Annotated in this window: 25 protein-coding genes and 2 pseudogenes; 9 read left to right on the top strand and 18 right to left on the bottom strand. The window is 46.0% G+C overall.

Translation table 11 applies throughout. The features are described from left to right. Positions 1 to 18: 18 nt before the first annotated feature. Together DNHGIG_RS01545 and rpsU are read right to left on the bottom strand one after the other, a co-directional pair. Positions 19 to 462, bottom strand: coding sequence for a GatB/YqeY domain-containing protein (locus DNHGIG_RS01545; protein WP_282198019.1), 444 nt, complete (start codon positions 460 to 462; stop codon positions 19 to 21). 16 nt (positions 463 to 478) lie between these two features. Next, positions 479 to 655 (bottom strand): 30S ribosomal protein S21, encoded by a 177-nt coding sequence (rpsU, locus tag DNHGIG_RS01550; protein ID WP_282198020.1) that lies wholly within the window; start codon positions 653 to 655, stop codon positions 479 to 481. 223 nt (positions 656 to 878) lie between these two features. Between rpsU and DNHGIG_RS01555 the strand changes: the two genes are divergently transcribed. Together DNHGIG_RS01555 and DNHGIG_RS01560 are read left to right on the top strand one after the other, a co-directional pair. After that, positions 879 to 2,051 (top strand): pyridoxal-phosphate-dependent aminotransferase family protein, encoded by a 1,173-nt coding sequence (locus tag DNHGIG_RS01555; protein ID WP_282198021.1) that lies wholly within the window; start codon positions 879 to 881, stop codon positions 2,049 to 2,051. A 340-nt stretch (positions 2,052 to 2,391) separates the two neighbouring features. Next, positions 2,392 to 3,573 carry a THUMP domain-containing class I SAM-dependent RNA methyltransferase gene (locus DNHGIG_RS01560; protein WP_282198022.1) on the top strand — a complete coding sequence of 394 codons (1,182 nt, stop codon included), beginning with the start codon at positions 2,392 to 2,394 and terminating at the stop codon, positions 3,571 to 3,573. An 89-nt stretch (positions 3,574 to 3,662) separates the two neighbouring features. Here DNHGIG_RS01560 and DNHGIG_RS01565 read toward each other — a convergent pair whose 3' ends face one another. Then, positions 3,663 to 5,105 (bottom strand): sigma-54 interaction domain-containing protein, encoded by a 1,443-nt coding sequence (locus DNHGIG_RS01565; RefSeq protein ID WP_282198023.1) that lies wholly within the window; start codon positions 5,103 to 5,105, stop codon positions 3,663 to 3,665. A gap of 581 nt (positions 5,106 to 5,686) precedes the next feature. Here DNHGIG_RS01565 and DNHGIG_RS01570 point away from each other — a divergent pair. Continuing rightward, positions 5,687 to 6,877 (top strand): ornithine--oxo-acid transaminase, encoded by a 1,191-nt coding sequence (locus DNHGIG_RS01570; RefSeq protein WP_282198024.1) that lies wholly within the window; start codon positions 5,687 to 5,689, stop codon positions 6,875 to 6,877. A gap of 350 nt (positions 6,878 to 7,227) precedes the next feature. Here DNHGIG_RS01570 and DNHGIG_RS01575 read toward each other — a convergent pair whose 3' ends face one another. The 3 genes from DNHGIG_RS01575 to DNHGIG_RS01585 all read right to left on the bottom strand — a co-directional run bounded on the left by DNHGIG_RS01575 (position 7,228) and on the right by DNHGIG_RS01585 (position 10,755). After that, positions 7,228 to 8,220, bottom strand: coding sequence for an ABC transporter ATP-binding protein (locus DNHGIG_RS01575; protein WP_282198025.1), 993 nt, complete (start codon positions 8,218 to 8,220; stop codon positions 7,228 to 7,230). Next, positions 8,154 to 9,014: an ABC transporter ATP-binding protein gene (locus DNHGIG_RS01580; protein WP_282198026.1), complete on the bottom strand. Its 861-nt coding sequence runs from the start codon at positions 9,012 to 9,014 to the stop codon at positions 8,154 to 8,156. The genes DNHGIG_RS01575 and DNHGIG_RS01580 overlap by 67 nt, the downstream gene beginning before the upstream one ends. 118 nt (positions 9,015 to 9,132) lie before the next feature. Continuing rightward, positions 9,133 to 10,755 carry a peptide ABC transporter substrate-binding protein gene (locus tag DNHGIG_RS01585; protein WP_282198027.1) on the bottom strand — a complete coding sequence of 541 codons (1,623 nt, stop codon included), beginning with the start codon at positions 10,753 to 10,755 and terminating at the stop codon, positions 9,133 to 9,135. A 194-nt stretch (positions 10,756 to 10,949) separates the two neighbouring features. Between DNHGIG_RS01585 and mqnE the strand changes: the two genes are divergently transcribed. The 6 genes from mqnE to DNHGIG_RS01615 all read left to right on the top strand — a co-directional run bounded on the left by mqnE (position 10,950) and on the right by DNHGIG_RS01615 (position 14,574). Then, positions 10,950 to 12,056 (top strand): aminofutalosine synthase MqnE, encoded by a 1,107-nt coding sequence (gene mqnE / locus DNHGIG_RS01590; protein ID WP_282198028.1) that lies wholly within the window; start codon positions 10,950 to 10,952, stop codon positions 12,054 to 12,056. Between the two features lie 149 nt (positions 12,057 to 12,205). Next, entirely contained in the window at positions 12,206 to 12,817 is a 612-nt protein-coding gene (locus DNHGIG_RS01595; protein ID WP_282198029.1) for a YhcN/YlaJ family sporulation lipoprotein, read from the top strand. 177 nt (positions 12,818 to 12,994) lie between these two features. After that, positions 12,995 to 13,387, top strand: a complete 393-nt coding sequence (locus tag DNHGIG_RS01600; protein WP_282198030.1) for a DUF2512 family protein — start codon at positions 12,995 to 12,997, stop codon at positions 13,385 to 13,387. 56 nt (positions 13,388 to 13,443) lie between these two features. After that, positions 13,444 to 13,884, top strand: a complete 441-nt coding sequence (locus tag DNHGIG_RS01605; RefSeq protein ID WP_282198031.1) for a peptidylprolyl isomerase — start codon at positions 13,444 to 13,446, stop codon at positions 13,882 to 13,884. Between the two features lie 96 nt (positions 13,885 to 13,980). Next, entirely contained in the window at positions 13,981 to 14,211 is a 231-nt protein-coding gene (locus tag DNHGIG_RS01610; RefSeq protein ID WP_282198032.1) for a carbon-nitrogen hydrolase family protein, read from the top strand. A 180-nt stretch (positions 14,212 to 14,391) separates the two neighbouring features. Then, a complete protein-coding gene (locus DNHGIG_RS01615) occupies positions 14,392 to 14,574 on the top strand; it encodes a hypothetical protein (RefSeq protein WP_282198033.1) in 183 nt (60 codons plus the stop codon). A gap of 721 nt (positions 14,575 to 15,295) precedes the next feature. On the opposite strand, the gene DNHGIG_RS01620 is transcribed toward DNHGIG_RS01615, so the two are convergent. The 12 genes and pseudogenes from DNHGIG_RS01620 to DNHGIG_RS01670 form a co-directional block, all read right to left on the bottom strand. After that, positions 15,296 to 15,679, bottom strand: a complete 384-nt coding sequence (locus DNHGIG_RS01620) for a hypothetical protein (RefSeq protein WP_282198034.1) — start codon at positions 15,677 to 15,679, stop codon at positions 15,296 to 15,298. A gap of 87 nt (positions 15,680 to 15,766) precedes the next feature. Further along, positions 15,767 to 16,282, bottom strand: coding sequence for a D-glycero-alpha-D-manno-heptose-1,7-bisphosphate 7-phosphatase (locus DNHGIG_RS01625; RefSeq protein WP_282198035.1), 516 nt, complete (start codon positions 16,280 to 16,282; stop codon positions 15,767 to 15,769). Positions 16,283 to 16,510: 228 nt separating this feature from the next. Further along, positions 16,511 to 17,344: a D-amino-acid transaminase gene (gene dat, locus DNHGIG_RS01630; protein ID WP_282198036.1), complete on the bottom strand. Its 834-nt coding sequence runs from the start codon at positions 17,342 to 17,344 to the stop codon at positions 16,511 to 16,513. A gap of 30 nt (positions 17,345 to 17,374) precedes the next feature. Further along, positions 17,375 to 17,608, bottom strand: coding sequence for a hypothetical protein (locus tag DNHGIG_RS01635; protein ID WP_282198037.1), 234 nt, complete (start codon positions 17,606 to 17,608; stop codon positions 17,375 to 17,377). Positions 17,609 to 17,620: 12 nt separating this feature from the next. Next, positions 17,621 to 17,803, bottom strand: a pseudogene (locus tag DNHGIG_RS20910) (DUF309 domain-containing protein); the annotation flags it as partial. 98 nt (positions 17,804 to 17,901) lie between these two features. Next, complete coding sequence (locus DNHGIG_RS01640; RefSeq protein WP_282198038.1) at positions 17,902 to 18,081, bottom strand: sulfurtransferase TusA family protein; 180 nt, start codon at positions 18,079 to 18,081, stop codon at positions 17,902 to 17,904. A 78-nt stretch (positions 18,082 to 18,159) separates the two neighbouring features. Further along, positions 18,160 to 19,395 (bottom strand): selenium metabolism membrane protein YedE/FdhT, encoded by a 1,236-nt coding sequence (gene yedE, locus DNHGIG_RS01645; protein WP_282198039.1) that lies wholly within the window; start codon positions 19,393 to 19,395, stop codon positions 18,160 to 18,162. A gap of 198 nt (positions 19,396 to 19,593) precedes the next feature. After that, on the bottom strand, positions 19,594 to 20,475 hold the full coding sequence (locus DNHGIG_RS01650) for a C39 family peptidase (protein ID WP_282198040.1): 882 nt from the start codon (positions 20,473 to 20,475) through the stop codon (positions 19,594 to 19,596). Positions 20,476 to 20,579: 104 nt separating this feature from the next. Continuing rightward, positions 20,580 to 21,764: an alpha/beta fold hydrolase gene (locus tag DNHGIG_RS01655; protein WP_282198041.1), complete on the bottom strand. Its 1,185-nt coding sequence runs from the start codon at positions 21,762 to 21,764 to the stop codon at positions 20,580 to 20,582. Between the two features lie 126 nt (positions 21,765 to 21,890). Beyond that, the gene (gene fabG / locus DNHGIG_RS01660; RefSeq protein WP_282198042.1) at positions 21,891 to 22,631 is read right to left on the bottom strand and encodes a 3-oxoacyl-[acyl-carrier-protein] reductase; all 741 of its coding nucleotides are present in this window, start codon (positions 22,629 to 22,631) and stop codon (positions 21,891 to 21,893) included. 187 nt (positions 22,632 to 22,818) lie between these two features. Next, positions 22,819 to 24,335, bottom strand: a pseudogene (locus tag DNHGIG_RS01665) (solute symporter family protein). Further along, the gene (locus DNHGIG_RS01670; protein WP_282198043.1) at positions 24,332 to 24,712 is read right to left on the bottom strand and encodes a DUF485 domain-containing protein; all 381 of its coding nucleotides are present in this window, start codon (positions 24,710 to 24,712) and stop codon (positions 24,332 to 24,334) included. Before DNHGIG_RS01670 ends, DNHGIG_RS01665 begins: the two are co-directional and overlap by 4 nt. Between the last annotated feature and the right edge of the window lie 341 nt (positions 24,713 to 25,053).

Here is a 25,053-nt window from a genome sequence, read left to right on the forward strand (position 1 = left end):
CTACATAGATATTATCCTTTATTGAAGGTGCTGCTGAACGAGTTGATTCACTACCTTACCGTCAGCGCGCCCCTTTACTTTGGGCATCAACACAGACATGACTTTACCCATATCCGCTTTCGACGAAGCACCCGTCTCCTGGATCGCTTGTCGTACAAGTTCGGTTAATTCATCTTCAGATAATTGTTTAGGAAGATAATCCATCAGTACGTCGATTTCCTGCTTGACAGCTTCGACCAGATCAACACGACCAGCACTTTCGAACGCTTGGAGGGAATCACGCCGCTGCTTGAGTTCGCGATTCAAAATAGCAAGCACTTCGTCTTCAGACAAGGTCTTCTGTTGGTCAATCTCAGCATTCTTAATCGCCGTACGCACCATGCGGATTGTGGACAAGCGGATCTTATCCTTGTCCTTCATCGCCTGCTTCATATCTGCATCTAAGCGAGCCCTCAGATCCACAAAACTGCCTCCTTAATTAGTACTTTCTCTTCTTGCGAGCAGCTTCTGACTTCTTCTTACGGGCGACGCTCGGTTTTTCGTAGTGCTTGCGCTTCCTCAACTCGGCGAGAATGCCGTCTTTTGCGGTGGCACGCTTGAATCTACGAAGTGCGCTGTCCAAAGACTCATTCTTGCGAACCTTGATCTCAGACACCTGATTTCCCTCCCTCCGCCAAACAACATCCAACAAACAGCAAGTCAAATTTCATCAAAAGACATTATACGCGACAAATTCAAACGATGTCAACCTGATGCAAGGAAAGGAAAGGAATCGGGAGGAATCCACGATGCAACTTCTATATCAAAATATATGAACTTTGGTTGCGAAAAAGTCTCGCAGTTTTTATGATGGAAGAAAAAACAAGGAGGACGCAACGATGAAACTTCCCATTCGAACATTGATGGGCCCTGGCCCTCTGGATGTTCATCCCCGCGTATTGGCTGCCATGAGCCAACCCCTTCTCGGCCATTTGGATCCCGTCTTTCTGGACATGATGAATCGCATGATGGACAAATTGCGTTACGTCTTTGAGACGAAAAACGAACTGACGTTAGCCATGTCGGGCACGGGTAGTGCTGGTATGGAAACTGTATTTGTCAATCTGGTTGAGCCGGGAGACAAGGTGATCGTCGGTGTCAACGGACTCTTTGGTACACGTATGGCGGACGTGGCTTCCCGTTTGGGAGCAGAAGTAATCCCGATTGAACAGGAATGGGGACTCCCGATCGCACCTGAACAAATTGAACGAGCTCTTACCCAGAACCCTGATACAAAATTCGTTGCACTGGTTCACGCGGAAACTTCGACGGGCGTGTGGCAACCATTAGACGAAATCGCTCAAGTGGTGAACAAGTTCGATGCTCTGCTCATCGTTGATGCGGTCACAAGTCTTGCGGGTATTCCCGTTCAAGTGGACAAGCACAAAATCGACGCTTGTTATTCAGGGACTCAGAAGTGTGTAGGAGCGCCTCCCGGACTTGCGCCTGTGACGTTATCCCCTAAGGCATTTGATGTGCTTAAACAGAGAAAAAGCAAGGTTCCCAATTGGTATCTCGATTTGACGATGATCGCAAACTATTGGGGACAAGAACGCTTCTATCATCATACGGCACCGATTTCCATGATTTATGCCCTCTTTGAAGCGTTGACTTTAATTGAAGAAGAAGGACTGTCAAATGTATATGCACGTCACCTTCTGAACGGAAGAGCTTTACAAGCAGGACTGCAGGCGATGGGGTTGGAAATGGTCGTGAAGGAAGAACGTTATCGCCTTCCTCAATTAACGGCTGTCCGCATTCCTGATGGAATTCAAGATACGCAAGTCCGCGGTCTCTTGCTTGAACGTTACGGCATTGAGATCGGCGGCGGATTGGGGCCGTTTAAAGGAAAGGTTTGGCGGATCGGACTCATGGGATATTCGTCCAGCCGTAAAAATGTGCTTCTGTTCCTCGCCGCATTGGAGGACATCTTGAACGAATTAGGATATACAAAAAATCGAAACCTAGCGGTTGAAGTAGCCTCAAAATTCTACGCGTCCGCAATTTCTTGATAGCCCACCTCGCCACAGGCGGCATCATCAGAGGATGAAAAGTATTTTGAGTGGAAGAGAAGTTTGAGTTTGCCACAAGCAACAGAGTGGCTTTTGGGTGGATGGTATCGCTTTGCAGCGCAGAGGTGAGTTGAAGGTCGTTCCGCTTCCTTTAAACCGTTGAGAGGGCATATGCTTTGCGCGTAATAGCGACTTTGAAGGTCGTCTCGCAACATTTGATGATGATTCCATGCGAGACGACCTTCTCCGAACCCAAGCGCAAAGCGATACATCCACCCAAGCACTCATTTTCAAGATAGACCCTCTGAATTTCGATATTACAAAATGGATGTGTTGAATGATGGCAAAAATCGAATTGATCGCGACGGCTCCTATGGGGCTGGAAGCGATTGTTGCGCGTGAAGTGCGTGAACTCGGTTATGATGATGTATCTGTCGATAACGGAAAAGTGACGTTCATCGGCGATGAAGCTGCGATCTGCCGCGCCAATCTCTGGCTACGAACAGCCGACCGCGTACTTGTGAAGATGGGAGAATTTCGTGCGACAACGTTCGAAGAACTGTTTGAGCAGACGAAAGCACTTCCCTGGCCGGATTGGCTTCCGGAAGATGCGGAATTTCCCGTAAACGGAAAATCGCACAAGTCACAACTTTCAAGTGTCCCCGCCTGTCAGGGAATCGTGAAAAAAGCGATCGTTGAGAAAATGAAGCAACGTTATCGACACGAATGGTTTCAAGAAACGGGACCCCGCTATACCATTGAAGTATCCTTATTAAAAGACATTGCGACACTTACAATCGATACAAGCGGTCCCGGTCTACACAAACGGGGATACCGAAAATTGGCCGCTGCGGCACCGCTCAAAGAAACACTGGCTGCCGCAATGATTCTCTTAAGCCGCTGGCGACCTGACCGACCTCTTGTTGACCCCTTCTGCGGTTCCGGAACCATTCCGATTGAAGCAGCCTTGATCGGCCGTAACATCGCGCCGGGACTTGAACGGGAATTTGCCGCGGAAAAGTGGCCTATCCTGTCGCATAAACTTTGGCAACAATGCCGCCAGGAAGCATATGACCTCGCCAAGCGCACTCTGCCATTAGAAATTATCGGATCGGACATCGACGAGCAAGTCCTTTCATTAGCCCGCCATTCTGCCAAGTGTGCAGGACTAAGCCATGTCGTTCAATTTGCCAACTTGCCGGCAAACCGTATGAAAGCGGAAGGCGAATACGGATGCATCATCACAAACCCACCGTACGGAGAACGGTTGGGAGAAAAGACGGAAGTGGAAACCATTTATCGCGAGCTGGGCCAATTCTGCCGCAAGCTAGAAACATGGTCATTTTTTATCTTGACATCCCATTTCTATTTTGAACAATTATTCGGACGACGCGCCGATAAAAAAAGAAAACTATACAACGGGCGGATCGAATGCAATCTTTATCAATTTTTCGGACCGCTCCCCCCACGTTCACAGCAGATGAGTTTGCAACAAATGAAAGAAGAAACGGCAGAAGGATAAATCATCATGCGGGAACCCATTTGCACTCGAACACCGGCAAACTTTCACCTTTCGAACGCAAAGAGGTTCCCGCCGCAAACTTATCACTACTATCGCGGAATCCCGTATTTCTTCAGTTTATATTGCAGCAATTGCCTGCTAATTCCAAGTAACCGGGCCGCTCCTGAAATATTTCCGTGAGTGGACTGAAGTGCCTCGACGATTCGTTCACGTTCGTTTTCACGCGATAACAGCGAACCGCTATCAAACATATCCTCTACGACCTTTTCGTTTTCGCTAGGATTCTCATCATTCTTTTTGATCTCTTTTTCCAATTGGACACGAAAATAGGGAGCCAGGTGTTCCATTTTCAGTTGGCGTTCCCTTTGTACCATGTTCAATGCCCCTTCGATCACATGTTCCAACTGACGAACGTTTCCAGGCCAGGAGTAACGCATAAAAGCATCGAGCAACTCATCGGAAATCTCCCTTACATCAGTGCCTACCCGTTTGTTGCAGGTATGAAGAAACGCTTGAACCAATTCCGGGATATCTTCTTTTCGCTCGCGCAATGGTGGAATGTGAATGCATACCACTCCTAAACGATAATACAGGTCTTCTCTTAACAGCCCCTTTTTAACCGCCTGTATCGGATCAATGTTGATCGTTGCGATCACGCGGACATCGACATCGGTCGCCTGTGTCGCTCCGATCCTTTGGATTTGCCCTTCTTGCAAAACGCGCAATAGTTTGGCTTGTACAGCAACGTTCATCGTGTGAATCTCATCGAGGAGCAATGTCCCGCCGCGCGCTTGTTCAAAAATTCCAGGCCTGTCGATCGCACCTGTAAAGCTCCCTTTTTTTGTACCAAAGAGAATCCCTTCCATAAGCGATTCCGGTATGGCGGAACAGTTTTGTGCAATGAAGGGGAATCCTGCTCTCGCACTCGCATTATGTATGCTTTGTGCGACCATTTCTTTTCCTGTTCCCGTTTCCCCGTAGATTAAAATGGTCGAATGACTTCTGGCGGCTCTTTTTGCATACTCAATCGCTTCCTGAAATGCAGGGCTTCTGCCGATGATCATGTCAAATGTAAAACGCGTGTTATTGGAATCGCTTTTTCCTCGTGAAGGCAACCCGTACGCTTTGCTGTTCTGTATCATCTGATCGGTTAGTCTTTTCACTTCGCTGATATCCTGTGCTAACTCAAGGGCACCGATCAATTCGTTTTCAAGATAAATAGGATATGTGCGATTGACGGTCGTGATCTCTTTGCCTTTGACGGTAAAGTATGTTTGTCTCTGCTCTCCAACAGGCCGCCCTGTCTGTATGGCCTTGAGCAATGTACTCGTTTCAGCCGTTAATGAAGGAAGAACCTCACGTATATCTTTGTGTAAGACTTCTTCAATTGTGAGACCCTCAAGTTCAGACATTTTTTTATTGTAAAGAAGCGTTTTACCCGATGTATCAATCACGTGAATACCTTCGTCCAACAAATCGAGGACAGCTTCATAACATTTCATCATCTGTTCGAGTCTACTTCTTTCTTTCATAAATACGGCTTCCCCCTCTGCCCTCCATTCTAACATATCTGCAAAAACGCACACTTTTTTGCGCCTGCTTTTTGCACTCCTTTGCGGTAAAAGCCCATAAGAAGGTTTAGTGCTTGGGCGGGTGTATCGCTTAGTGCTTGGGTTCAATGAAGGTCGTCTACGTGCATATACTTTGCGCTCATGCTCCGTGAAGGTCGTCATTGCGGGCATATGCTTGGCGTTCATGCTCCGTGGAGGTCGTCTCGCTCGGAATATTTTTAGTTGTTGCGAGACGACCTCCAAAGTCGCTGTTTCACGCCAAGCATATGCCCCTTAAACGTTCCAAAGGAAGCGAGACGACCTTCAAAGTCGCTATTACGCGCAATGCATATACCCTTTTACATTCGAAAGGAAGTGAGACGAACTCCAAAGTCGCTTTCTCACGCAAAGCATCACGTCCTATTCGAGTGGATGTTATATAGAGAAAAGTTATATGGCATGAATTTTGCATATAATGATTTTTGATTGTTTCGCATAGAAACAAGGCGTAAAAGCCACCATGCAAACAGACGACAAATACATACATTTTGGGAGTGATACTCATGAAAACACAAGAACTGATCACCCTGACGGAAACATACGGTGCACATAATTATCATCCGCTTCCTATTGTCATTTCGAAAGCGGAAGGTGTTTGGGTGGAAGACCCGGAAGGAAAGAAATATATGGATATGCTGAGTGCATATTCGGCAGTAAATCAAGGGCACCGTCATCCCAAGATCATTCGTGCTTTAAAAGAACAGGCTGACCGCGTCACACTTACATCGCGAGCTTTTCACAATGACCAACTGGGACCGTTTTATAAGAAACTCTGTGAAATCACTGGAAAGAATATGATTCTGCCAATGAACACGGGAGCCGAAGCGGTGGAAACCGCAGTGAAAGCTGTTCGCCGTTGGGCGTATGAAGTGAAAAAAGTTCCCGAAAATCAGGCGGAGATCATCGTATGTAGCGGGAATTTCCACGGTCGAACACTTACCGTTATTTCCTTCTCCTCCGAGCCGGAATACAAACGTGGTTTCGGACCTTTTACACCCGGTTTCAAAATCGTCCCCTATGGTGACATCGAAGCATTGCGTGAGGCCATTACACCGAACACGGCTGCATTTCTCATCGAGCCGATTCAAGGGGAGGCCGGCATCATTATTCCGCCAAAAGGCTATCTGCGGGATGCTTATGAGCTCTGCAAACAAAATGACGTTCTCTTTGTCGCTGACGAGATTCAGACGGGATTCGGCAGAACCGGAAAAATGTTCGCCTGTGATTGGGAAGATGTGAAACCGGATGTCTATGTTCTGGGAAAAGCACTGGGCGGTGGCGTCATGCCAATCTCAGCGGTAGCGGCCGACAAGAGTGTTTTGAGTGTTTTCGATCCCGGTTCCCATGGCTCTACTTTCGGCGGAAATCCGCTGGCATGCGCTTGCGCAATTGCTGCACTCGAGGTCGTTGAAGAAGAAAATCTCGTGCAAAGGTCATTGGAATTGGGTGAGTATTTCCTGGAAAATCTTCAAAAGATCAAAAATCCTGTGATCAAAGAAATCCGTGGCAGGGGCCTCTTCATTGGTGTTGAACTAACAACGAACGCTCGCCCCTATTGTGAAAAGTTGAAAGAGGATGGGCTCCTCTGTAAAGAAACACATGAGAACGTGATCCGTTTTGCTCCTCCGCTTATCATCTCAAAAGAACAGTTGGATTGGGCAATCGACCGGATTACGAAGGTCTTCTCTGCATAATCAATTCAGTAAGAGGGGCGGCTCGGCCCCGTCTTTTCACACCTTCGTATGTACCTTTACGGATAAGCGGTTCATGTTGCAAACCCATGCCGAGCGCTCGAATAGAAAGAAAAACACCCGAACCCGGGTGTTTTTCTTTCCAAATTCTAATATTCAAATTAAAAATGATGGCTATGTTCCTCATAGTTCCTGGCTGATTTGTAAGCGAACCATAAGACAACCAAAGTAGATACAGCCATGACGGACATTAACACAAAGTAACCCATCTTTCTCTCTCCTTGTCTCAATATCAATGACTTGAATACATTATACAACAGAGTTATTCGCTTGTTTTTGATCGTTTTATGAATCTATTTACTAAATTGCTTTCGGTACAGTTCCGCATAGAGCCCATTGTTGGCTAGCAGTTCATGATGAGTTCCCTGTTCAACGACACGCCCGTCAGCAATCACAAAAATCTGATCGGCAGAGAGGATCGTCGACAAACGATGGGCAATGACGATCGAAGTTCTCTCTTTCATCAATTCATCCAATGCGGCTTGCACTAACGACTCCGAGTGGGAATCGAGTGCGGAGGTCGCTTCATCGAGGATAAGGATCTTCGGATTCTTAAGGATCACCCGCGCGATCGCAATCCTTTGTTTTTCCCCGCCGGAGAGCTTATATCCCCGTTCCCCCACGACCGTTTCATACCCTTCCGGCAAGCTCATGATCAATTCATGAATCGATGCCGCTTTTGCGGCTGCGATCATCTCTTCTTCGGAAGCATGAGGATTTCCATATAAAAGGTTTTCCCGGATTGTTGCATGAAAGAGAAACGTCTCCTGTGTAACCAGACCGATATGATCGCTCAATGAACGCAACGATACATCACGCACATCATGTCCGTCGATCAACACACGTCCCTTTGACACGTCATAAAAGCGGGGAATCAAACCGGACAGTGTCGTTTTACCGGAACCGGAAGGTCCTACGAGAGCCACGACTTGCCCCGGCTCGATCGTCAAAGATATATCATGCAGGATCTCCCGTTCCTCCTGATAATGAAAACATACATGATCAAACACAATGTGTCCCTTAACGGAAGACAAGTGAACCGCGTCGGGCCGCTCCTCGACGTCTACAGGTATATCTAAATATTCAAAAAGGCGTTCAAAGAGTGCGATCGAACCTAATACATTCACTTGCACGTTCGTCAATGCGGATATAGGTCCATACAATCGTGTCAACAAGGCGGTAAAGGCAACAACTGTCCCGAGAGACAGGTGATTCTGGATCACCGCCCAACCGCCGAATCCATAAATAATGGCGGGCCCAGCCGTCGAAATGATTCCGATAAACACAAAAACCAACGCCCGATCATCGATTGGCGAATTTGCAACTGCATCAATTGCCTGTTTAACTCAGCGAATCGTTTCGCTTCCCACTCATAGCGGCCAAACGCTTTCACCAGAATCGCGCCGCTTACTGACAAAGTTTCCTGCATGAGTGATGAGAGTTCGCCCATCTTCTCTTGCGTGGCTTTTTTCGCGTGAAAATTCAATCGCCCCACACGCTTCGTCGGAATGATGAAAACCGGAAGGATCAAGAGCGATAATGTTGCCAAGTAGGGATCCAATGCATACATCGTTGCTAACGTGCTTACAGCAATGATGAGATTGCTCAGGGAATTGGAAATCGTGTCGGTAACCACTGCCTGTAAGCCATTCACATCGTTATTGACTCGCGACATGATGTCCCCGGTCTTATTGTTTGTAAAAAATTGGATAGACATCCGGTGAAGATGACTATACATCTGATTCCGGATATCGAACATCACTCCCTGGCCGATTCGGGTATTTAAATAGGTCTGAACCACGCCGACCACTCCGCCACCGATCGCCGCGATCACCATGCCAATGATTAAAAGCAACAGATAAGCGGTCTTCTTCTGAGGGATCGCTATGTCGATGATTTGTTTGATCAAGACCGGCTGCAAAAGTCCCAATCCGGCAGATATCAGAATGCAGCCAACGGATAGAAACAAGAGCTTTCGATAGGGATAAAAATAACGGATGATGCGAAGGAGTGATTCCTTACGAATCGGCGTCTCTGTGGTTCGTTCTCCCCAATCATAAGTCGTAAACACACGATTCATATGTACAGAATTCCTTCCGAAAATAAGTGTATAGATTTTTATTTTACACCATTTTATGAAAAGGAGAATACGGTAACGAAAAACAAGAGGCCCCTTGCAAGGAGCCCCTTGAAAACGATTATTCGACAGATGCCCATTTCAAATCCCATTCGGCACCGTACGGGAAGAATACCAGGTTCTTCACATTCGGTCTTACCAGATAGGAATATGCACGGAAGTTGACAGGAGCGACAGGCATTTTTTCCGCCAGGATCTTTTCTGCTTCAACGAGTTCTTGGGTACGTTTAACCGGATCCGTTTCTTCTTTCGCTTTTTCGATCAGTTGATCGTATTGTGGATCCTTAAATTGGCTTTCATCGAAAGGAGAAGTAGATTCATGTAAGTCCATGAATGTCATCGGATCGTTGTAGTCGGCTCCCCAGTTGAATAATAACAAATCAAACTGGCGCTTATCGCCGCGGTCAAGGCGTAACTTATGCGGAAGCGGTTCAATCGTCACATCGATACCCAAGTTTTTCTTCCATTGTCCTTGGATGAATTCCATCGCCTTCTTGCCGTCTTCCGTATCATCCCCTGTCAGTTTGAGGTTCGGGAAGGAAGACAAACCGGCTTCTTTCAATCCTTCCTGCAATAACTCTTTCGCTTTCACCGGATCATATTTAGGCAATACGTCTCCGGCAATATCGCGGAACTGTTTGCCGCCTGTTTCCTGTGTACCGTATGGAACAAAGCCGGTCGGCGGTTTACTGCCGTCATGGAAAACAGAATCCGACAATGCCGCTCGGTCGATCGACAAAGCTAGTGCCTTGCGAATCTTCTCATTTTTCAGTGCCGGAACCGCCTCGTTCATTTCTACATATGTAATATAGAGTTGCGGGACAACTTGATAGTCGGGTTTGCCCTTCCAAAGATCCACTTGGTCTCGGGTGATACGTGCAACATCGATTTCTTTCGATTGATAGAGATTCGCCAGAGTATTATTGTCAGCGGCGATTTGCACTTGAACCTTGTCTAATTTCACATGGTCTTTGTCCCAATATTTATCGTTTTTCACGAGAGTCAGGCTTTGCTCGTGATCCCATTTTTCCAGCTTGAATGGCCCGTTGCTCAATACCTTATCCGCGTCCGCCCCGTACGTGTCCCCATATTTCTCAACAAATTCTTTCTTTTGCGGGAAGAAAGGCGGGAAAGAAAGCTGTGCGGTCATAAATGGAATCGGATGTTCCAAAGTAAATTGCAATGTTTTGTCATCGAGTGCTTTGACTTGTACTTGATCGGCAGTTCCTTTGCCCTCATTATAAGCTTGCCCGCCTTTAATCCATGCCAGCATGAACGAGTACTGGGATTTCGTCTTCGGGTCAAGCGTCCGTTTCCATGCATACTCGAAATCATGAGCGGTGATCGGAGAACCGTCAGACCAAGTAATATTATCCTTTAATTTGATCTTGTACGTTTTGCCGCCATTGGTGATCTCAGGCATGCCTGCCGCTAATGCGGGTTCCGGTTTTCCGTCCTTGTTCAGACGATATAGACCTTCATTGATCGCATTCAAAATATCGAAAGTGACGGCAGCATCCGCTTTTGCTGAATCCATGGCCTGCGGTTCCGCAAGCAAAGTCATTTTAAGGGTTCCTTTATCCCCACCGTTTGCAGAAGTTCCAGTACTCCCCCCACAACCGGTCGTCAGGCCGGTCAATACACTCGTTGTAACACCAAGTGCTATCCACTTGGATAATTTCATTATACCCACACTCCTTAACAATTCTAATTTTATAAATTGGTGCAACAATGTTGTAATATTCGTCACGAAAATGTAACATTCCTTCTTCGTACGAAAAAATTATTTACGCAAAATAATTTTTTTGTGTATGTTACAATAACATCGATAACTAGCGGTTCTCGTTCGAACTTGTGCTCGCCATAGGAGGAAAGAACATGTTGATGGTCACACGGGATACTTCTTTGAGAAATATTGAGGAGAAAGTCATGCATGGTGAGCGCCTCTCGTTTGATGACGGCGTTCGCTTGTTGCGATCGCCCGACCTTTTGCAAATCGGCGCGTTGGCGGATATCGTTAGACGGCGCAAAAATGGGGACGCCGCTTACTTCATTTATAACACGCATTTGAATTACACAAACGTGTGTTACTTGGATTGCAAATTATGCGCATTCGGCATCAAACCCGACCAACCAAACGCATACACACTCTCTTTGGAACAGATTGAGCAAAAGTACATCGAGATGGCCCCCAAGGGATTCACGGAACTTCACATCGTTGGCGGTGTCAACGCGAAATTGCCATTTCATTACTATGAGGAAATGATGCGTTTGGCCAAAAAACACATGCCAAAGATCCACGTACAAGCATTTACCGCGGTAGAAATCGATTATATCGCGCGAACGGCTAAAATGACCCCGGAGGAAGCGTTACACCGTCTCCATGCAGCTGGATTGGATTCGATTCTAGGAGGCGGAGCGGAAATTTTTGATCCGGAGATTCGCAAAATTATCTCTGGTCATAAGACATCGGCCGATCGCTGGTTTCACATTCATGAAACGGCACACCGATTAGGAATCCGGACGAATGCTTCCATTTTGTACGGGCATATCGAAAAAGAAGAACACGTCATCGATCATCTCATTCGGTTACGCGAACTTCAGGATAAAACCGGCGGGTTCAGCGCCTTCTTCCCGTTCTCTTTCCATCCGGATAACACCGCGCTTGCAAGAGAATACAATATCAAGGAGACGACAACGGGCTGGTACGATCTGAAATTGTTGGCAGTCGCTCGCCTTATGCTCGATAACTTCGATCATATCCGCTCGTTTTGGATGATGATCGGCAATAAAATGGCGCAGGTTTCTCTCGCTTTTGGCGTCGATGATCTGGACGGGACCGTGATGGAGGAACAGATCGTCCATGCTGCCGGTTCCGAATCCGCCCAATACACACCGAAAGACTCATTTATCCGTATGATCAAGGAAGCGGGAAGAGTCCCTGTCGAACGCGATACATTATATAACGTAATCCGTACCTATTAATTTGAAGAACGTTTTCACACGAGCACTCTGTTATTCAGGGTGCTTTTTTAATTACGGAAAAACCCGGTTGGTTTGGCATCATTCGATGCGTGTTCCTGCGGATAAAAGGGAAACACTAATAACGCTTAAGTAGAAAGGAGGATGAATAGGTGAAGAAATCTGTAGCACTCTCTTTATCTGTCCTTACGCTCTTCTCAGTCCTTTCCGCGGTAGGTTGTACTCCGGCAGCGCAAGATCGTGCTCGTACGCAAAACGTTCCCGTTCATCCGGCTCCGCCCGCACCGGCACCGCGTACAATGACACCTACGCCTGCGCCCGCACCGGCACCGCGTACGATGACACCTGCGCCTGCACCAGCACCCGCTACCTATCGCTCCGCACCGGAAATCGCACGACGTGTGGCCTCCGTCCCCGGGGTCTCATCCGCTTCGGTACTCGTTTCTGGACGTACCGCATATGTAGCGGTGAATACGGGCACGTCGGGGGATCGAGCCCTAGACCGTACAGTTCCTCCTGGAACAGCGCCGGGTACCATCCGTACGACCCCTAGAACTTGGGATGTCAGTGACCACTTAAAACAACGAATCACCGATGTCGTCAAACAAACCGATCCCAACATCACGACGGTATACGTCTCTGCAAACCCTGCCATCTATTCAAGGTTTGAGTCGTTTGCAAGAGATCTGGCAAGCGGACGTCCCATGACGGGTATGGCGGATCTTACCGACATGATCCGCAGGGTATGGCCAACAGCGAGATAACAGAAATGACCATCCTTGGCTCTCCTTGAGAGCCTTTTTTTATTTTCTCCAATCGTCGACAGTGCCGTCATTCTTGAATCTGATAAAAGCTGTACACCAACTATTTTTAATATTGCAATTGAATCTTAGAAAAGATTGTGAAATGATTGGAGATAATACATAGTGGAGGAGGAAACGATGAGAAAATATTTAGTTGCTTTATTGATTAAAATACTTCGTTTCACATTCAATCTCGGTTTCTTCATCGGAATGGTTTTTCACGAGCCTCCATCCTTGGTTTTTATATTGATTATTGGATTGTCTATTTTTACCTTTCTGATTGGAGAACTGTGGATTTTACGTACATTCGGGAATTCAATCGCTCTATTTTCAGATTTTTTATTTCTTATCAGCGGATTATTTATCATTCATAGCGCCATGGGCGTAAAGATTCAATTCGGTCATGGATTCTTGTTTTTTTTAATTACGATTGCTCTCACAATAGAGGAATTTGTGTATCATAATTACGTTCAACGAAAGGTGTTTGGAAAAAACATCCCATCGATTATAGACCGGATTAATAGTTTATAGCTCATCTAACCCGCATTATGATATAATTTAATGATCAAATGTGAGGAGGTTATATTTTGAAAAGAGGAAGCATTGAATTGGAAAATGGAAACAAGTTGATCATCGAGTTCTATCCTGAACATGCTCCTGGAACGGTTGAAAATTTCGAGAAACTAGCCAACTCCGGATTCTATAACGGATTAACTTTTCACAGAGTCATTCCAGGATTCGTCGTTCAAGGTGGCTGCCCGATAGGTAATGGCACAGGTGGGCCAGGTTACACAATTAAGTGTGAAACAAAAGGCAACCCGGTTATTCATGAACGCGGTGTATTATCTATGGCGCACGCTGGTAAAGATACTGGCGGTTCTCAGTTTTTTATTGTTCTTGATCGTAGGACAACATCTCATCTTGATGGTGTTCATACAACATTCGGCAAAGTTGTTGAAGGGTTAGAATACATTGACCAAATAAAGCAAGGCGACAAAATGAAAGAAGTAAAAGTTTGGGATGAATAAACCAACGACTCCCAACTGCATCTAAACAGGCACCACACCGTCTTCATATCGATCATATCAGGCATGGAGACTCAATGAAAAAATTGCGCGTTGTGAGTGAATAGGGTCGCGGAAATACGCAAAGGACTTGTTTATCATACGTCTTACGTGTATGATCATACAGGGAAACGTATCGCCTCTTACTCGAATCCCCATCTGTTTCGCATCATGGACGAAGATCTGTATCTTGCGACAGGCGAACATATCTGGCGATTCTTCGGACATATGATGATCATCGATCCCTGGGGAGAAATCCTGTTGGAAGCGAGAGAAGAGGAAGGCATGTAGGCATCTTTCAAAAAACGATCGATTTGGATATGGTCACGTCTGTTCGCGAAAGGATTCCGGTCTTTGAAGACCGGCGGCCCGAAACATATGAAAGATTAGCGCTCGGTCGCATGGCGGCTGGCGTTTTTTTTGCGTTGTTTCGGGTACAATGAAAATGATCATCAGAGAGGAGGAGACGGGTTGAAATTTTATGTTGATGAAATGGGCGTCAAGCACGTTCAGATCCTGGCAAAAGAACTCGGTATCGCTCCATCATATAAAACGGGCGGTGTCCGCATTCGTAAGAACAAAGCGCGTCTCGTGCGCGATATCAAACAGACATTACGCAGAAGGATCAAACATCGTCAGAAAGCGAACGCATAGTTCACGTTACATATTCCTGTGATGAAATCATTTTTCGGTATCATAGAGAGAAGGCTGTCCTTTCGAGGACAGCCTTCTTTTTTTGAGGGATTGGGTATGTTTGCCCTAAATTACATGCCTCAAGGACATTCATCCATACGATTCACATTCCATCTGCATTAGATATAGCATCTCGAGCGAAATCAGCTTGATGAAATAGATAAGGGGAGGTTTTCTTATGTACGGAGTTTTCGGAGGATATACTCGTTGGGCAGTTGTTTTTCTCATTATCTTTGTCTTGTTCTTCTTGCTCGTTCCCGGGCTTGGAGCTGTAGCGCCGGCCGCTAAATGCTAATAGATAAGTCTCCTGCCAGGATTTGAGGCAGGAGACTGCTTTTGTAATTCGTTTAAATTAGAGAAGATTATGCCATTCTTTATTTCGCGCGATATCTTCGTAACATTCTGAACATAATTGTCCTGCTTGATCGATGTAGTTCTCTCTCATGTAAGAGGGAATATTCTCTGAGACATGAGTATCTTTCCCACACAGAACACATAATTCCCCATTCGTTTTCATCATCCATCTCTCCCCTAAAAATATTGTTTTTATTATACCTACGGTGTTTCCAAAAAACAAGTGTAATATTCGGAATTTTTGTTAAAGAGGAAAGATATTCTATTTATTCGTTTTTGATAGAAAAAAATCGGATCTACACGTAGATCCGACACTTCACACAGAGACTCAAATCCAAAAGGGTGGACGATACACAAACGGTCCGTAGTACGATCCTGGATACGGGTAATACGGGGGTCTCGGATACGGATAATAGGGAGGACTTGGATAGGGGACTGGAAGCGGAATTGGCAATGGTAACGGAATCGGAATCTGCCTGTATCCAGTGTCCGCATAGGCCGGTTGATACGTACCACGGTAAGGAAAGTTAAAGTAATTCCAAGGAACTTGGTAGACCTGCGGATACGATTGCCCGCTCATGGAGGAGAACGGCGGTGCGTATGGTGCCGGATAACTGCCGAGATGCGGAACCGTTTGCTCCGTAAAGTGACTCGGACTATCCGGAAGGGTTGAACTATCTCTTTCTATTTCCTCTCTTGGTTCATAATCCATAGAAGCAAGACTCCTTCCCTGGCGAAATTCCCATTCTTTCGGAATAGGCTCATCACCAGCTTATGGGGAATCCGCTTGACGTGTGACTCAAGTCTGTTCAGCCAGGATCATATCTACTGCATGCCCGAGATCGGAGACAACGTAATCCGCCTGTGAAGGCCCTTTACCGATCAATATTGTCTTGGTTCCTGCTTTGAGCCCCGCTTCGATATCAGTCTCACGATCCCCAACCATAAAACTATGCTCAACATCGATCCCATACCGTTTGGCCAAATCTATGATCATCGTTGGGTTCGGTTTTCGACAAGCACATCCTTCATGCGGTCGATGTGGACAATAAACAATCTCATCGATGACCGCACCTTCGCGTGCCAATTCTTCCTTCATTTTTTGATGAATCGCTTGCAAATTCTCTTCCGTCATATATCCAAGACCGACGCCCCCTTGATTGGTGACGACAAAGACGCGAAAGTTCGCATCACGCAATCGTTTCAATGCTTTTCCCGCACCTGGAAATAGAATGAGATCATCAGGCGTATTCACATAACGGATATGGTCATTGATGACACCATCACGGTCAAGAAAAACGGCACGCTGTTTCATACTTTACCCACTCCCCTTTGAACAGATTCACAACTTACCATGCAAATCATTTTACGTCTGTTAAACAGAATCTCGTGCCTCAATGGTTAAGCGACTGTACATTCGGTAGACTTCTGGCTTTCACTTTCAAGATTCCCTGTAGTAGGAGTTTCCTTGCAAAGGCAAAGGCGATCAAGGAAACAATAAGCAACGCCAATATCTGTCACCGACAGATATTGGCGTTACGGTTTAGAGACTCCTTGTCAGCTGCGAAAACGCATCTTGCAAGCGACGGGTAACACAACCCGGCTTACCTTCCCCGATCGTGCGCCCCTCTACTTTGACGTAAGGAGTGATTTCCGCCATCGTTCCGGTCAGGAATAACTCATCAGCAGCTAGAAGTTCTTCTCTTGTGAACGGCTTCTCTTCCACTGGGATTTGCAATTCATGCGCCAGTTCGATGACTACCTGGCGTGTGATTCCCGGAAGAATCAAGTTGCCGTTCGGATGAGTATAAAGCGTACCGTTTTTTACAATAAAGATGTTGGAAGACGTTGCCTCTGTTACGATTTCACCACGATGAAAAATGGCATCATCCGCTCCTTGCGATAATGCTTCTCCTTTTGCCAAACAATTGATGAGCAGACCCACCGTCTTAATGTTGCACATGAACCAACGAGTGTCTTCATAAAAAATCGCTTTTCCTCCGGATTCCTGTAAACTCGTATCAAGGTTTGACAATCCTTTTACATAAGCAACGACGGTAGGAGTCAATCCTTGCGGCAGTCCGTGTACTCTCTGTGCCGCACCGCGAGAGATTTGAAGATAGAGACTTCCTTGATCTGTCTTGTTGCGTTCCAGCAATTCCCTACAAACGATTTCAAGAGAGTCGACGTCTACATCGATTCTCAGAGCAGACAATGACTGTTTCAAGCGCTGCAAATGACGATCCAGGTAAAAATAACGTCCGTTATAAATACGAACGACTTCGTAGACCGCATCAGCAAATACAAACCCGCGGTCGAGAATAGAAATCGTGGCTTCGTTGTCATTCAGCCATTGACCGTTTACATAAACGAGCATGCGATCACATCCTTTCAAATGACCAAAAAGTTACGACTCTTCTTCAGGAAGTGGAACAGGCATCCATGTATGTAGCGATTGTTCTAATTCCGGATCCACCAAATGCAAAAGGGGAGCCATCGTTACGATGTCCGTCTCTGTGACTCGTGATTTCTCTCGGACTCGCTCGTAGAAACTTTCCGTATCGATGACCAACTTTCCTATATCGACTCCCTCCCACACGGGGCGATACCCACGAAGATAGTTCAAGCCTCTCAACTGCATGATTCGTGAGCCTTCGAAATTTCCGCATCCCAGATGATAGAAACTTATGGCGATCTGGATGAGTCCCTTGAGGCAATCGGGACGTCCAGAATTGAGCCACAAATATTCCCCATGTTCATGACATTCAAAAAAATCTCTCTCTACGTTGAAGTAAAAAAGAAAATTGAACCAGTAAGGCGAATATTGACTATACATGATTTCATCATACCATACAATCCTTCGAGTGTGGAATGAATGAGAGAAAAGAAAGCAGGTGCTTTCTCGCACCTGCTCATACGATTTGAACACGCTCTTTATTTTGGAACACGGATATAAAAATATAAATCTTGTCCTCTTCTTTCCGGTTCCTGAATGAGCTCATACCCATGCTTCACCACTTCTTCCGGAACACTGCGGAACGATTGAGGACAATCTGCAATCACTTGCAGAACCTGTCCTGCCTTCATATCCTGTAGCGCCTCCAGCGCATACATGACAGGATACGGTCAGGGTTCCCCGCGTATGTCCAATATGAAATCAATTTTGATCTGATCCATCACCATCACCTCACGCTATTGGCCCAATTTCTGCGGGACGAACTTCTCTCCCTTGACTTGCAATCCTTTACCAAAACGGTAATGTTTTTCCCACCAGGAGGAAAAGAGATACCATACAATCAGGAGCGCAAGCGTACCTATAAGCGCTTGAGGAGCTCCCCATTCAGTGATCAAGTTAATCGCAGGCCATCCTTTCACCAGTGCCGTGTAAATTCCAAGATGATCCCACGCATAAGCGAGAAGAGTAGCCCCTACGATATTCCCTAAGCCAACCATCCAGAAATGGACTTGCCCTTCCATCGCCCGGTACATCATTCCTGTTTCACATCCACCGGCCATAACTATACCAAGACCGAAGAGCAGTCCACCGATCAATGTGCTCGGAGCAGCGACTTTTATCAACGCGTGAGCTCCGCTTTGTATGAAAATGAATGTCAAAACGACACTCAACATCATCCCGACGGCCAATGCTTTTGTCATAACCGCACGTCCGGTTAACCAAAGATCACGAAAGGCTGAAGTAAAACAAATTTGACCTCTTTCAATAAAGATCCCAAAACAAGCCCCGAATAATCCGGCTATTGCGAGAAGAGATTTTCCTTTAACGATGTATGAGACCAAAATTACCAGATAGATCATTGCGATGAGAATACCTAAGTACGTTTGATAACGGGGGGATTTTTCCTTTGTTTGATCATTCATTGCGCTCATGCGTACGCGTTGAAGATTCGGTTTTCCCCGCCACCAGGAGGTATTCACGACTTTCACGCCTAGATAGGTTCCAACCGCCGTAGCCACCATGAAAATCCATGCATGAAAGGAAAACTGCGGTACACCTGTGAAGAAAGCGGCAAGATTGCATCCCAATGCGAGACGTGCTCCGAAGCCAGCAATAATCCCACCGATGAAACCTTGAATGAGACGACGTTTTTGCCTGGGAACACGGATCTTAAAGCTATTGCTAAGCAATACGGTGATCATGGCACCGACCAGCATTCCAATCACAATCCAGCCATCGGTGCGATCAAGTGGTGTTCCCTGCATCTTGATCATTTGAAAATAAGCCCATTGGGAAACATCGACATGAAAAAGCTGTAAGAGATGACCGCCTAACCGCGTAAATTCGCCTGTCACTGCCCAAACCGTTCCCGTGATTCCGAAGAACAGTGCACTGAAGATTCCTGCTAAACCTATCGCAACGTAAGGGTTCCAATACTCGCGAAATACTTTGGTCATGATCCATCGGAACATTGTGTAACCTCCCTCCCGTCTGTACGATTCAAATAGATGCATAAGGATTAGTTGTTATACATGATATAAAAATATTTCATCGAAGTAAATACAGATAACCTCGAGAATCCACGGGAGAAATCGTTCTTAAACATCCCCCATGCAATATCCCATGAAAAAAGGCGCAACAGTTACATGTCGCACCTCATAAAAATACGATCAATTAAATGAAACAGCTTGTTGTCCCAGTTGTTCCCAAGATGATTCAAATTGGGCCCGATTCACCGCCTTTGCAGCCGTCCCATCCAATGGATCATTAACAAAAATCTGATCATTATTAAAGCCAACAATTAAAACCACATGTTCGTTTAATGTCGCATGTACCGGACCGTTGGGACCCTGCCATGTCACCCACGAAGAGGTCGGTGCAAAATTGACAGTTGTCCAAGCGATAACGGGTTTACCCGAAGCCACCTGATTGAGGATTTGCTCAAAAGAACGCCCCGTCAAATCTATCGCTTTTCCAGGGAGGATTTGATCTAATAATTTAAATACAGGACTGTGGTATACTCCGTAACCAACATGATTACCGGTGATATCTCCAACAAAGCCGATATTTGGATCTCCCCAAGAAGCAATGGATCCATCACTGTCTAGAACTTCTGGCGTTGGATCCTTTGGAATTTCGTTTGCCAATGTCATTTTATCTACCGATTGACCAGCTGCGTCCAATAGCATAGACAAACTCGTCATCTCGCAACCGTTATAGAGTTCTGGATTTTGTGATTGGGCGGCTACATGAAGGAGAACAGATTGATTCAAATGATTCGCTGGTTGGTTCAAGATATTGTTTTGTCCCACTGTATGCTGATTTTGAATAGGAGCGTTTTCGTGCGATTGTGAAAGTATTTTTGAACTTTCTGTTGTCTGACTGACTTGTTTCTGTTGTTGTTTTTTCTGTAGAATATTGGCATCTATGGTATGCACAATGGAATCGACTCGTTTTGTTAATGGAGTTTGACCGCTCGGCGTGTACTTTGCGTACGCATAATTTGAAAAGAAGATTGCTAGTGTTATCACTGCACCAATCTTCCATTTCATCGATGTACCTCCTATTTAACTGGAACGTCAAAAATTTCCTTGATTGTTCTCGCATTCATGTTTACATAACAAGTTTTATTATAGGAGGTACATGTGGAATAATTTTAGAAATCGTGTGAGAATATATGAAGAAACGATCGAATCGGTTCACTGATTTTTTCACATTCCAATACGCCCGCGAGATGCCCGTTCGGTGATTCCAATTCGTAATAAAAAGCGTTCTTTCCTAATTTTCGTAATCGCTCCACCAAATCACGGCTTTCCTCCGGTGGAAACAGAAGATCTGTACTGCACGGAATGGCCAAAACATCCGCCTGGATACGGGAGAGAGCCTGCTCGTACGAACCATACCCATATTCCAGATTATAAAGTTGGCATGCTCTGCTGATATAGGCCCAGTGCAACGGCTCAATATAACGAATGCGTTCTTCCACAAGCGCATCCATCTCTTTATGAAAGGAAAAAGGTTGCTCCTTTCCATTCGCTGAAGGAGTTGTAACGGGATACCCCCACTCCCGTTTAGCAAATTCAACGCAGCGTGCTTGAATCGTCATCGCTTTGACCGCTACCCTCAAACCGGACATTTCATAACCAAAAATCGCGTCGATGCCTACTTGTAACGGCATAACAGATGTGAAGGAAGGCGTCCGCCCGCCACTGATGACAACCACAACTTTTTGTACGTCTTGCGGATAATCGACCGCCCATTGAAGTGCTTGCATGCCCCCCATCGAGGGGCCCGCTACACAATACAAGCGTTCGATTCCCAAAGCATGCAACAACCTTCTCTGCAAACGTACAAAATCTCGGATTGTCACTTGTGGAAAAGATAGCCCGTACTTTTCTCCAGTCATGGGATTAACAGAAGCCGGACCGGTTGTATACACATTCGGGTTTTTCGCGTTCACGTTGCAAATGACATCGGAACAGATGACGAAGAAACGATCGGTATCGAACGCTTTTTGCGGACCGATCAAAGCGTCCCACCACCCTTGCTCTTCTTGCCCATGGAATACGGCCGATCCATTACCCCAACTAGCCGCGTGACTCGTCGCACTGAAAAAGTGACAAATCAAAATCGCATTTGAGCGGTCTTCATTTAATGTTCCATAAGTCTCGTAACCGATTTCCACGGGCAAGGTTACACCCGCATCAAAAGTAAAGTCTGTAACAGAAAATTTTCTCTTCTCTACATTCATGACGTTCGCCCCTCTTTTGACGATTGATCTAACGTGAATGATCCGTTCATAAATCAGCCGATCGATTCTTTTAAAAATTCTCTCTACCATCCCTTTTTACCTTCTAGCGATCCTAGAAGGCGAACCCTCTTCTCCATTAAAAAGCAGGAGGAACAGACATCGTTCCTGTTCCTCTGTTCAAACCTATATTCCTATTTACCCCTCTTGCGGTCTTCCCTAGAATACCAGTCCCCCGTCCACGCTTAATACGGCTCCGTTGATGAAGCTCGCTTCATCGGAGGCAAGGAACAGATAGGCGTTAGCGATATCAGAAGGCTGGCCCAGGCGCCGTAAGGGGGTTCGTTCTTTCATCAATTCGAGTATCTTCTCCGGCACTTTGTCTGTCATTCCTGTTACAATGAATCCCGGGGCAACCGCATTCACCCGGATTCCTTTGGGCCCAAGTTCCTTAGCCCAGGTTTTCGTCATGCCGATCACACCGGCCTTGGCGGCTGCATAGTTTGTTTGCCCAACGTTCCCATACAGCCCAACAACAGATGCGGCATTCAGAATCACACCACTTCCCCGATCGATCATCTCTTTTGCCACCACATGCGTACAATAGAAAACGCCGCTTAAATTAATCGCAATCACTCTCTCCCACTGTTCTGCTTCCATTTTGACAAGAAAACCGTCGCGCGTAATCCCTGCGTTATTGATTAAAACATCGATCTGTGTAAACCGTTCCCGTGTCACATCCACCATCTTCTGTACATCATGGAGTTGACTCACATCCGCTTTGACAAATTCCGCCTCTGCCCCTTGGTTTCGCAATTCTTCTCGTGTAGAGATGCCGCTTGTTTCATCAAAATCGGCGATCATCACTTTCGCACCGTTTTTTGAGAAAAGAAGCGCCGTCTCTTTGCCAATCCCATTAGCCCCTCCAGTAATGAGCACCACTTTATCTTTGAACCGCATGATGCCACCTCCGTGTTCGAAAATTTAATCTATTCCAATATATATGCAACAATATCCCCTGAGAAGTTTTCCAATATAATAGGGTTTCATACGATGGGGTTCAAAATGCAAAAAAAATCCATACGCAAAACGTATGGATTGTCATCACCTTCGTATTCGACTTACATCGAAAAAACGATCGATGCGCCTAACCGATTCTCTTGATTCCTGTATTCGCTTGAACGAATATTTCCGTAAACTTCTCTTCATCTTCCTTTCTTGCTGCTGCGCTCAAAACTGTCCCCAAGTAACAAGCAAGAAAACCAAGTGGAACAGACACGATAGCAGGGCTCTTCAGCGGGAAGATCGCATGGGCAGGCATCACATTGGGACTGATCAAGATCAATCCGACTGAGCCCAACAGTCCTACAAGCATACCAGTTACTGCACCGGTCGTATTAAATGTTCTCCAAAAAATGGTCAACACGATCACCGGAAGGTTGGCACTGGCAGCCACACAGAACGCCAAAGCGACTAAATACGAAACATTAAAGTTTTTCGCTCCCAGAGCAAGAATGATCGAGAAAATAGAGATACCGACGGATGCCCAACGTGCCGCTTTCATCTGTTCGCTTTCACTCGCTTTTCCTTGACGCAGTACATTCGAATAGAAGTCGTGTGCGAAGGCGCTAGCCGCGGATATCACGAGTCCGGCAACAACGGCGAGAATCGTCGCAAAAGCAACCGCGGATATGAAAGCAAGAAAAATATTCCCCCCCAAATATTCTGCCAATTGAGGTGCGGCAAGATTGCCTGCCGCATTCGCCTTTTTGATCGTGTCTTGCCCAAGGAAATATGCGGCACCATACCCCAGAATCGGAGTCATCAAATAGAATATCCCGATGATCCATGTAGCAATAATGATCGATTTGCGAGCCGTTTGCGCATTGGGAACCGAGAGGAAGCGAATCAGAATGTGAGGCAATCCCGCTGTTCCAAGTACCAACGCAAGATTCAGGGAAATGACATCCAAACCTGCTTGAATCGTCGTCGGCGGGGGCGGTGTGACCGCTTTGTCTCCAATCTTAAGAGCAACCTGATTAAACATTTCGACTACATTAAAGTGGAAGTGAGCGAGAACCATCAGGGAAAGGGCAATGGTACCTCCCATGAGCAAAACAGCCTTGACGATCTGAACCCAAGTGGTAGCCAACATCCCGCCTGCGACAACATAGATCGTCATCAAGATACCGATGATGATAATCGATGTAGAATAGTCCAGTCCCAACAATAACTTGATGATAGCACCAGCACCGACTAACTGCGCGATCATGTAAAACGTGCTGATCGCCAGTGTATTTAACGCGGCAACGGAACGGATCGCCTTGGCATTAAAGCGAGCTGCAATCATATCCGCCATCGTATACTTCCCAAGATTGCGCAACGGTTCGGCAACGATCAGGAGAACCACCAGATAAGCTACCAAATAGCCGATCGAATAGAAGAATCCGGAAAAACCGTTCAGCGCAATGGCCCCGCGATTCCAAGAAACGATGCGGCAGACATGTAATCCCCTGGAATGGCCAATCCGTTTTGCCAACCGGTGATACTGCCCCCCGCCACATAAAATTCGCTGGTTGAATGATTCCGTCGTGCCGCCCAATAGGTGATCAAGAGTGTGAGTACGATAATTCCGACAAAGAAAATAAATGCGGTCGTATTCATTGAACTTTCTCCCCCTTTTGCGCGGCTTCCCGCTTCACCCTCTCGGAGAGTTCATCAAACTGATTCGCCTTTTTCATATAGAGATGACTGAGTCCCCACGTCATTATGAACTGCGCAAACGCGTACAAATACGCCCAATTGATCGCGCCAATCGCCTTTTTGTTCAGTACAGTCGTAAAAGCGGTTAGAATCGGAAGAACGAAATAGAATACCATAAAGAAGATCATTGCAGGAATAATGAAAGCTCGTTTTTTCCGAATGAGTTCCTGAAATGCTGAAGAGTGAACGATTCGCTCCCATTCACCCGTTGACGCCGGACGGATGTTCTCTGAATCAGGGATGGAAGCGTTTACGCCAGTGTGAAGATTCGTTTTCATGATCCTCCCCCTTTGAACTTTTTTAAATTAATCATAATTGTGAAGATTCAAATATATAGACCGATACTCACCTCCACTCCCGAACACTTTTCTTGAAAATGATTCCTAAGACCTAGACGTAAATCATTTTATCATAATATTTTCATATATTGCAGATTATTTTTCTATTACAGAGTATTTTTTCTAATCCGATTTCATTTAAAATGCTTCTGTACCTTCATTCAGGGGTGAGGAAGTCTCTGCGAGGCGATATTAACAAATAAGCTCGCCGCCTATTTGACGACGAGCCTTCTTGCAATCTTCTCCCATCATTCCCGAAAGATCGATCATACACGTATAAT

The sequence above is a fragment of the Collibacillus ludicampi genome (genome assembly GCF_023705585.1).
Classification (GTDB): Bacteria; Bacillota; Bacilli; order Tumebacillales; family BOQE01; genus Collibacillus; species Collibacillus ludicampi.

Coding starts and splice junctions, on each gene's coding strand:
- DNHGIG_RS01655 (WP_282198041.1), bottom strand. CDS start 21,764: ATGGTAGAGAGAATTTTTAAAAGAATCGATCGGCTGATTTATGAACGG.
- dat (WP_282198036.1), bottom strand. CDS start 17,344: ATGCTCGTTTATGTAAACGGTCAATGGCTGAATGACAACGAAGCCACG.
- DNHGIG_RS01600 (WP_282198030.1), top strand. CDS start 12,995: ATGAGAAAATATTTAGTTGCTTTATTGATTAAAATACTTCGTTTCACA.
- DNHGIG_RS01650 (WP_282198040.1), bottom strand. CDS start 20,475: ATGAAATGGAAGATTGGTGCAGTGATAACACTAGCAATCTTCTTTTCA.
- mqnE (WP_282198028.1), top strand. CDS start 10,950: ATGTTGATGGTCACACGGGATACTTCTTTGAGAAATATTGAGGAGAAA.
- fabG (WP_282198042.1), bottom strand. CDS start 22,631: ATGCGGTTCAAAGATAAAGTGGTGCTCATTACTGGAGGGGCTAATGGG.
- DNHGIG_RS01640 (WP_282198038.1), bottom strand. CDS start 18,081: ATGTATGCGCTGGAGGCGCTACAGGATATGAAGGCAGGACAGGTTCTG.
- DNHGIG_RS01670 (WP_282198043.1), bottom strand. CDS start 24,712: ATGAAAACGAATCTTCACACTGGCGTAAACGCTTCCATCCCTGATTCA.
- DNHGIG_RS01570 (WP_282198024.1), top strand. CDS start 5,687: ATGAAAACACAAGAACTGATCACCCTGACGGAAACATACGGTGCACAT.
- DNHGIG_RS01625 (WP_282198035.1), bottom strand. CDS start 16,282: ATGAAACAGCGTGCCGTTTTTCTTGACCGTGATGGTGTCATCAATGAC.
- DNHGIG_RS01585 (WP_282198027.1), bottom strand. CDS start 10,755: ATGAAATTATCCAAGTGGATAGCACTTGGTGTTACAACGAGTGTATTG.
- DNHGIG_RS01560 (WP_282198022.1), top strand. CDS start 2,392: ATGGCAAAAATCGAATTGATCGCGACGGCTCCTATGGGGCTGGAAGCG.
- DNHGIG_RS01580 (WP_282198026.1), bottom strand. CDS start 9,014: ATGAATCGTGTGTTTACGACTTATGATTGGGGAGAACGAACCACAGAG.
- DNHGIG_RS01555 (WP_282198021.1), top strand. CDS start 879: ATGAAACTTCCCATTCGAACATTGATGGGCCCTGGCCCTCTGGATGTT.
- DNHGIG_RS01635 (WP_282198037.1), bottom strand. CDS start 17,608: ATGCAGTTGAGAGGCTTGAACTATCTTCGTGGGTATCGCCCCGTGTGG.
- DNHGIG_RS01565 (WP_282198023.1), bottom strand. CDS start 5,105: ATGAAAGAAAGAAGTAGACTCGAACAGATGATGAAATGTTATGAAGCT.
- DNHGIG_RS01620 (WP_282198034.1), bottom strand. CDS start 15,679: ATGGATTATGAACCAAGAGAGGAAATAGAAAGAGATAGTTCAACCCTT.
- yedE (WP_282198039.1), bottom strand. CDS start 19,395: ATGTTCCGATGGATCATGACCAAAGTATTTCGCGAGTATTGGAACCCT.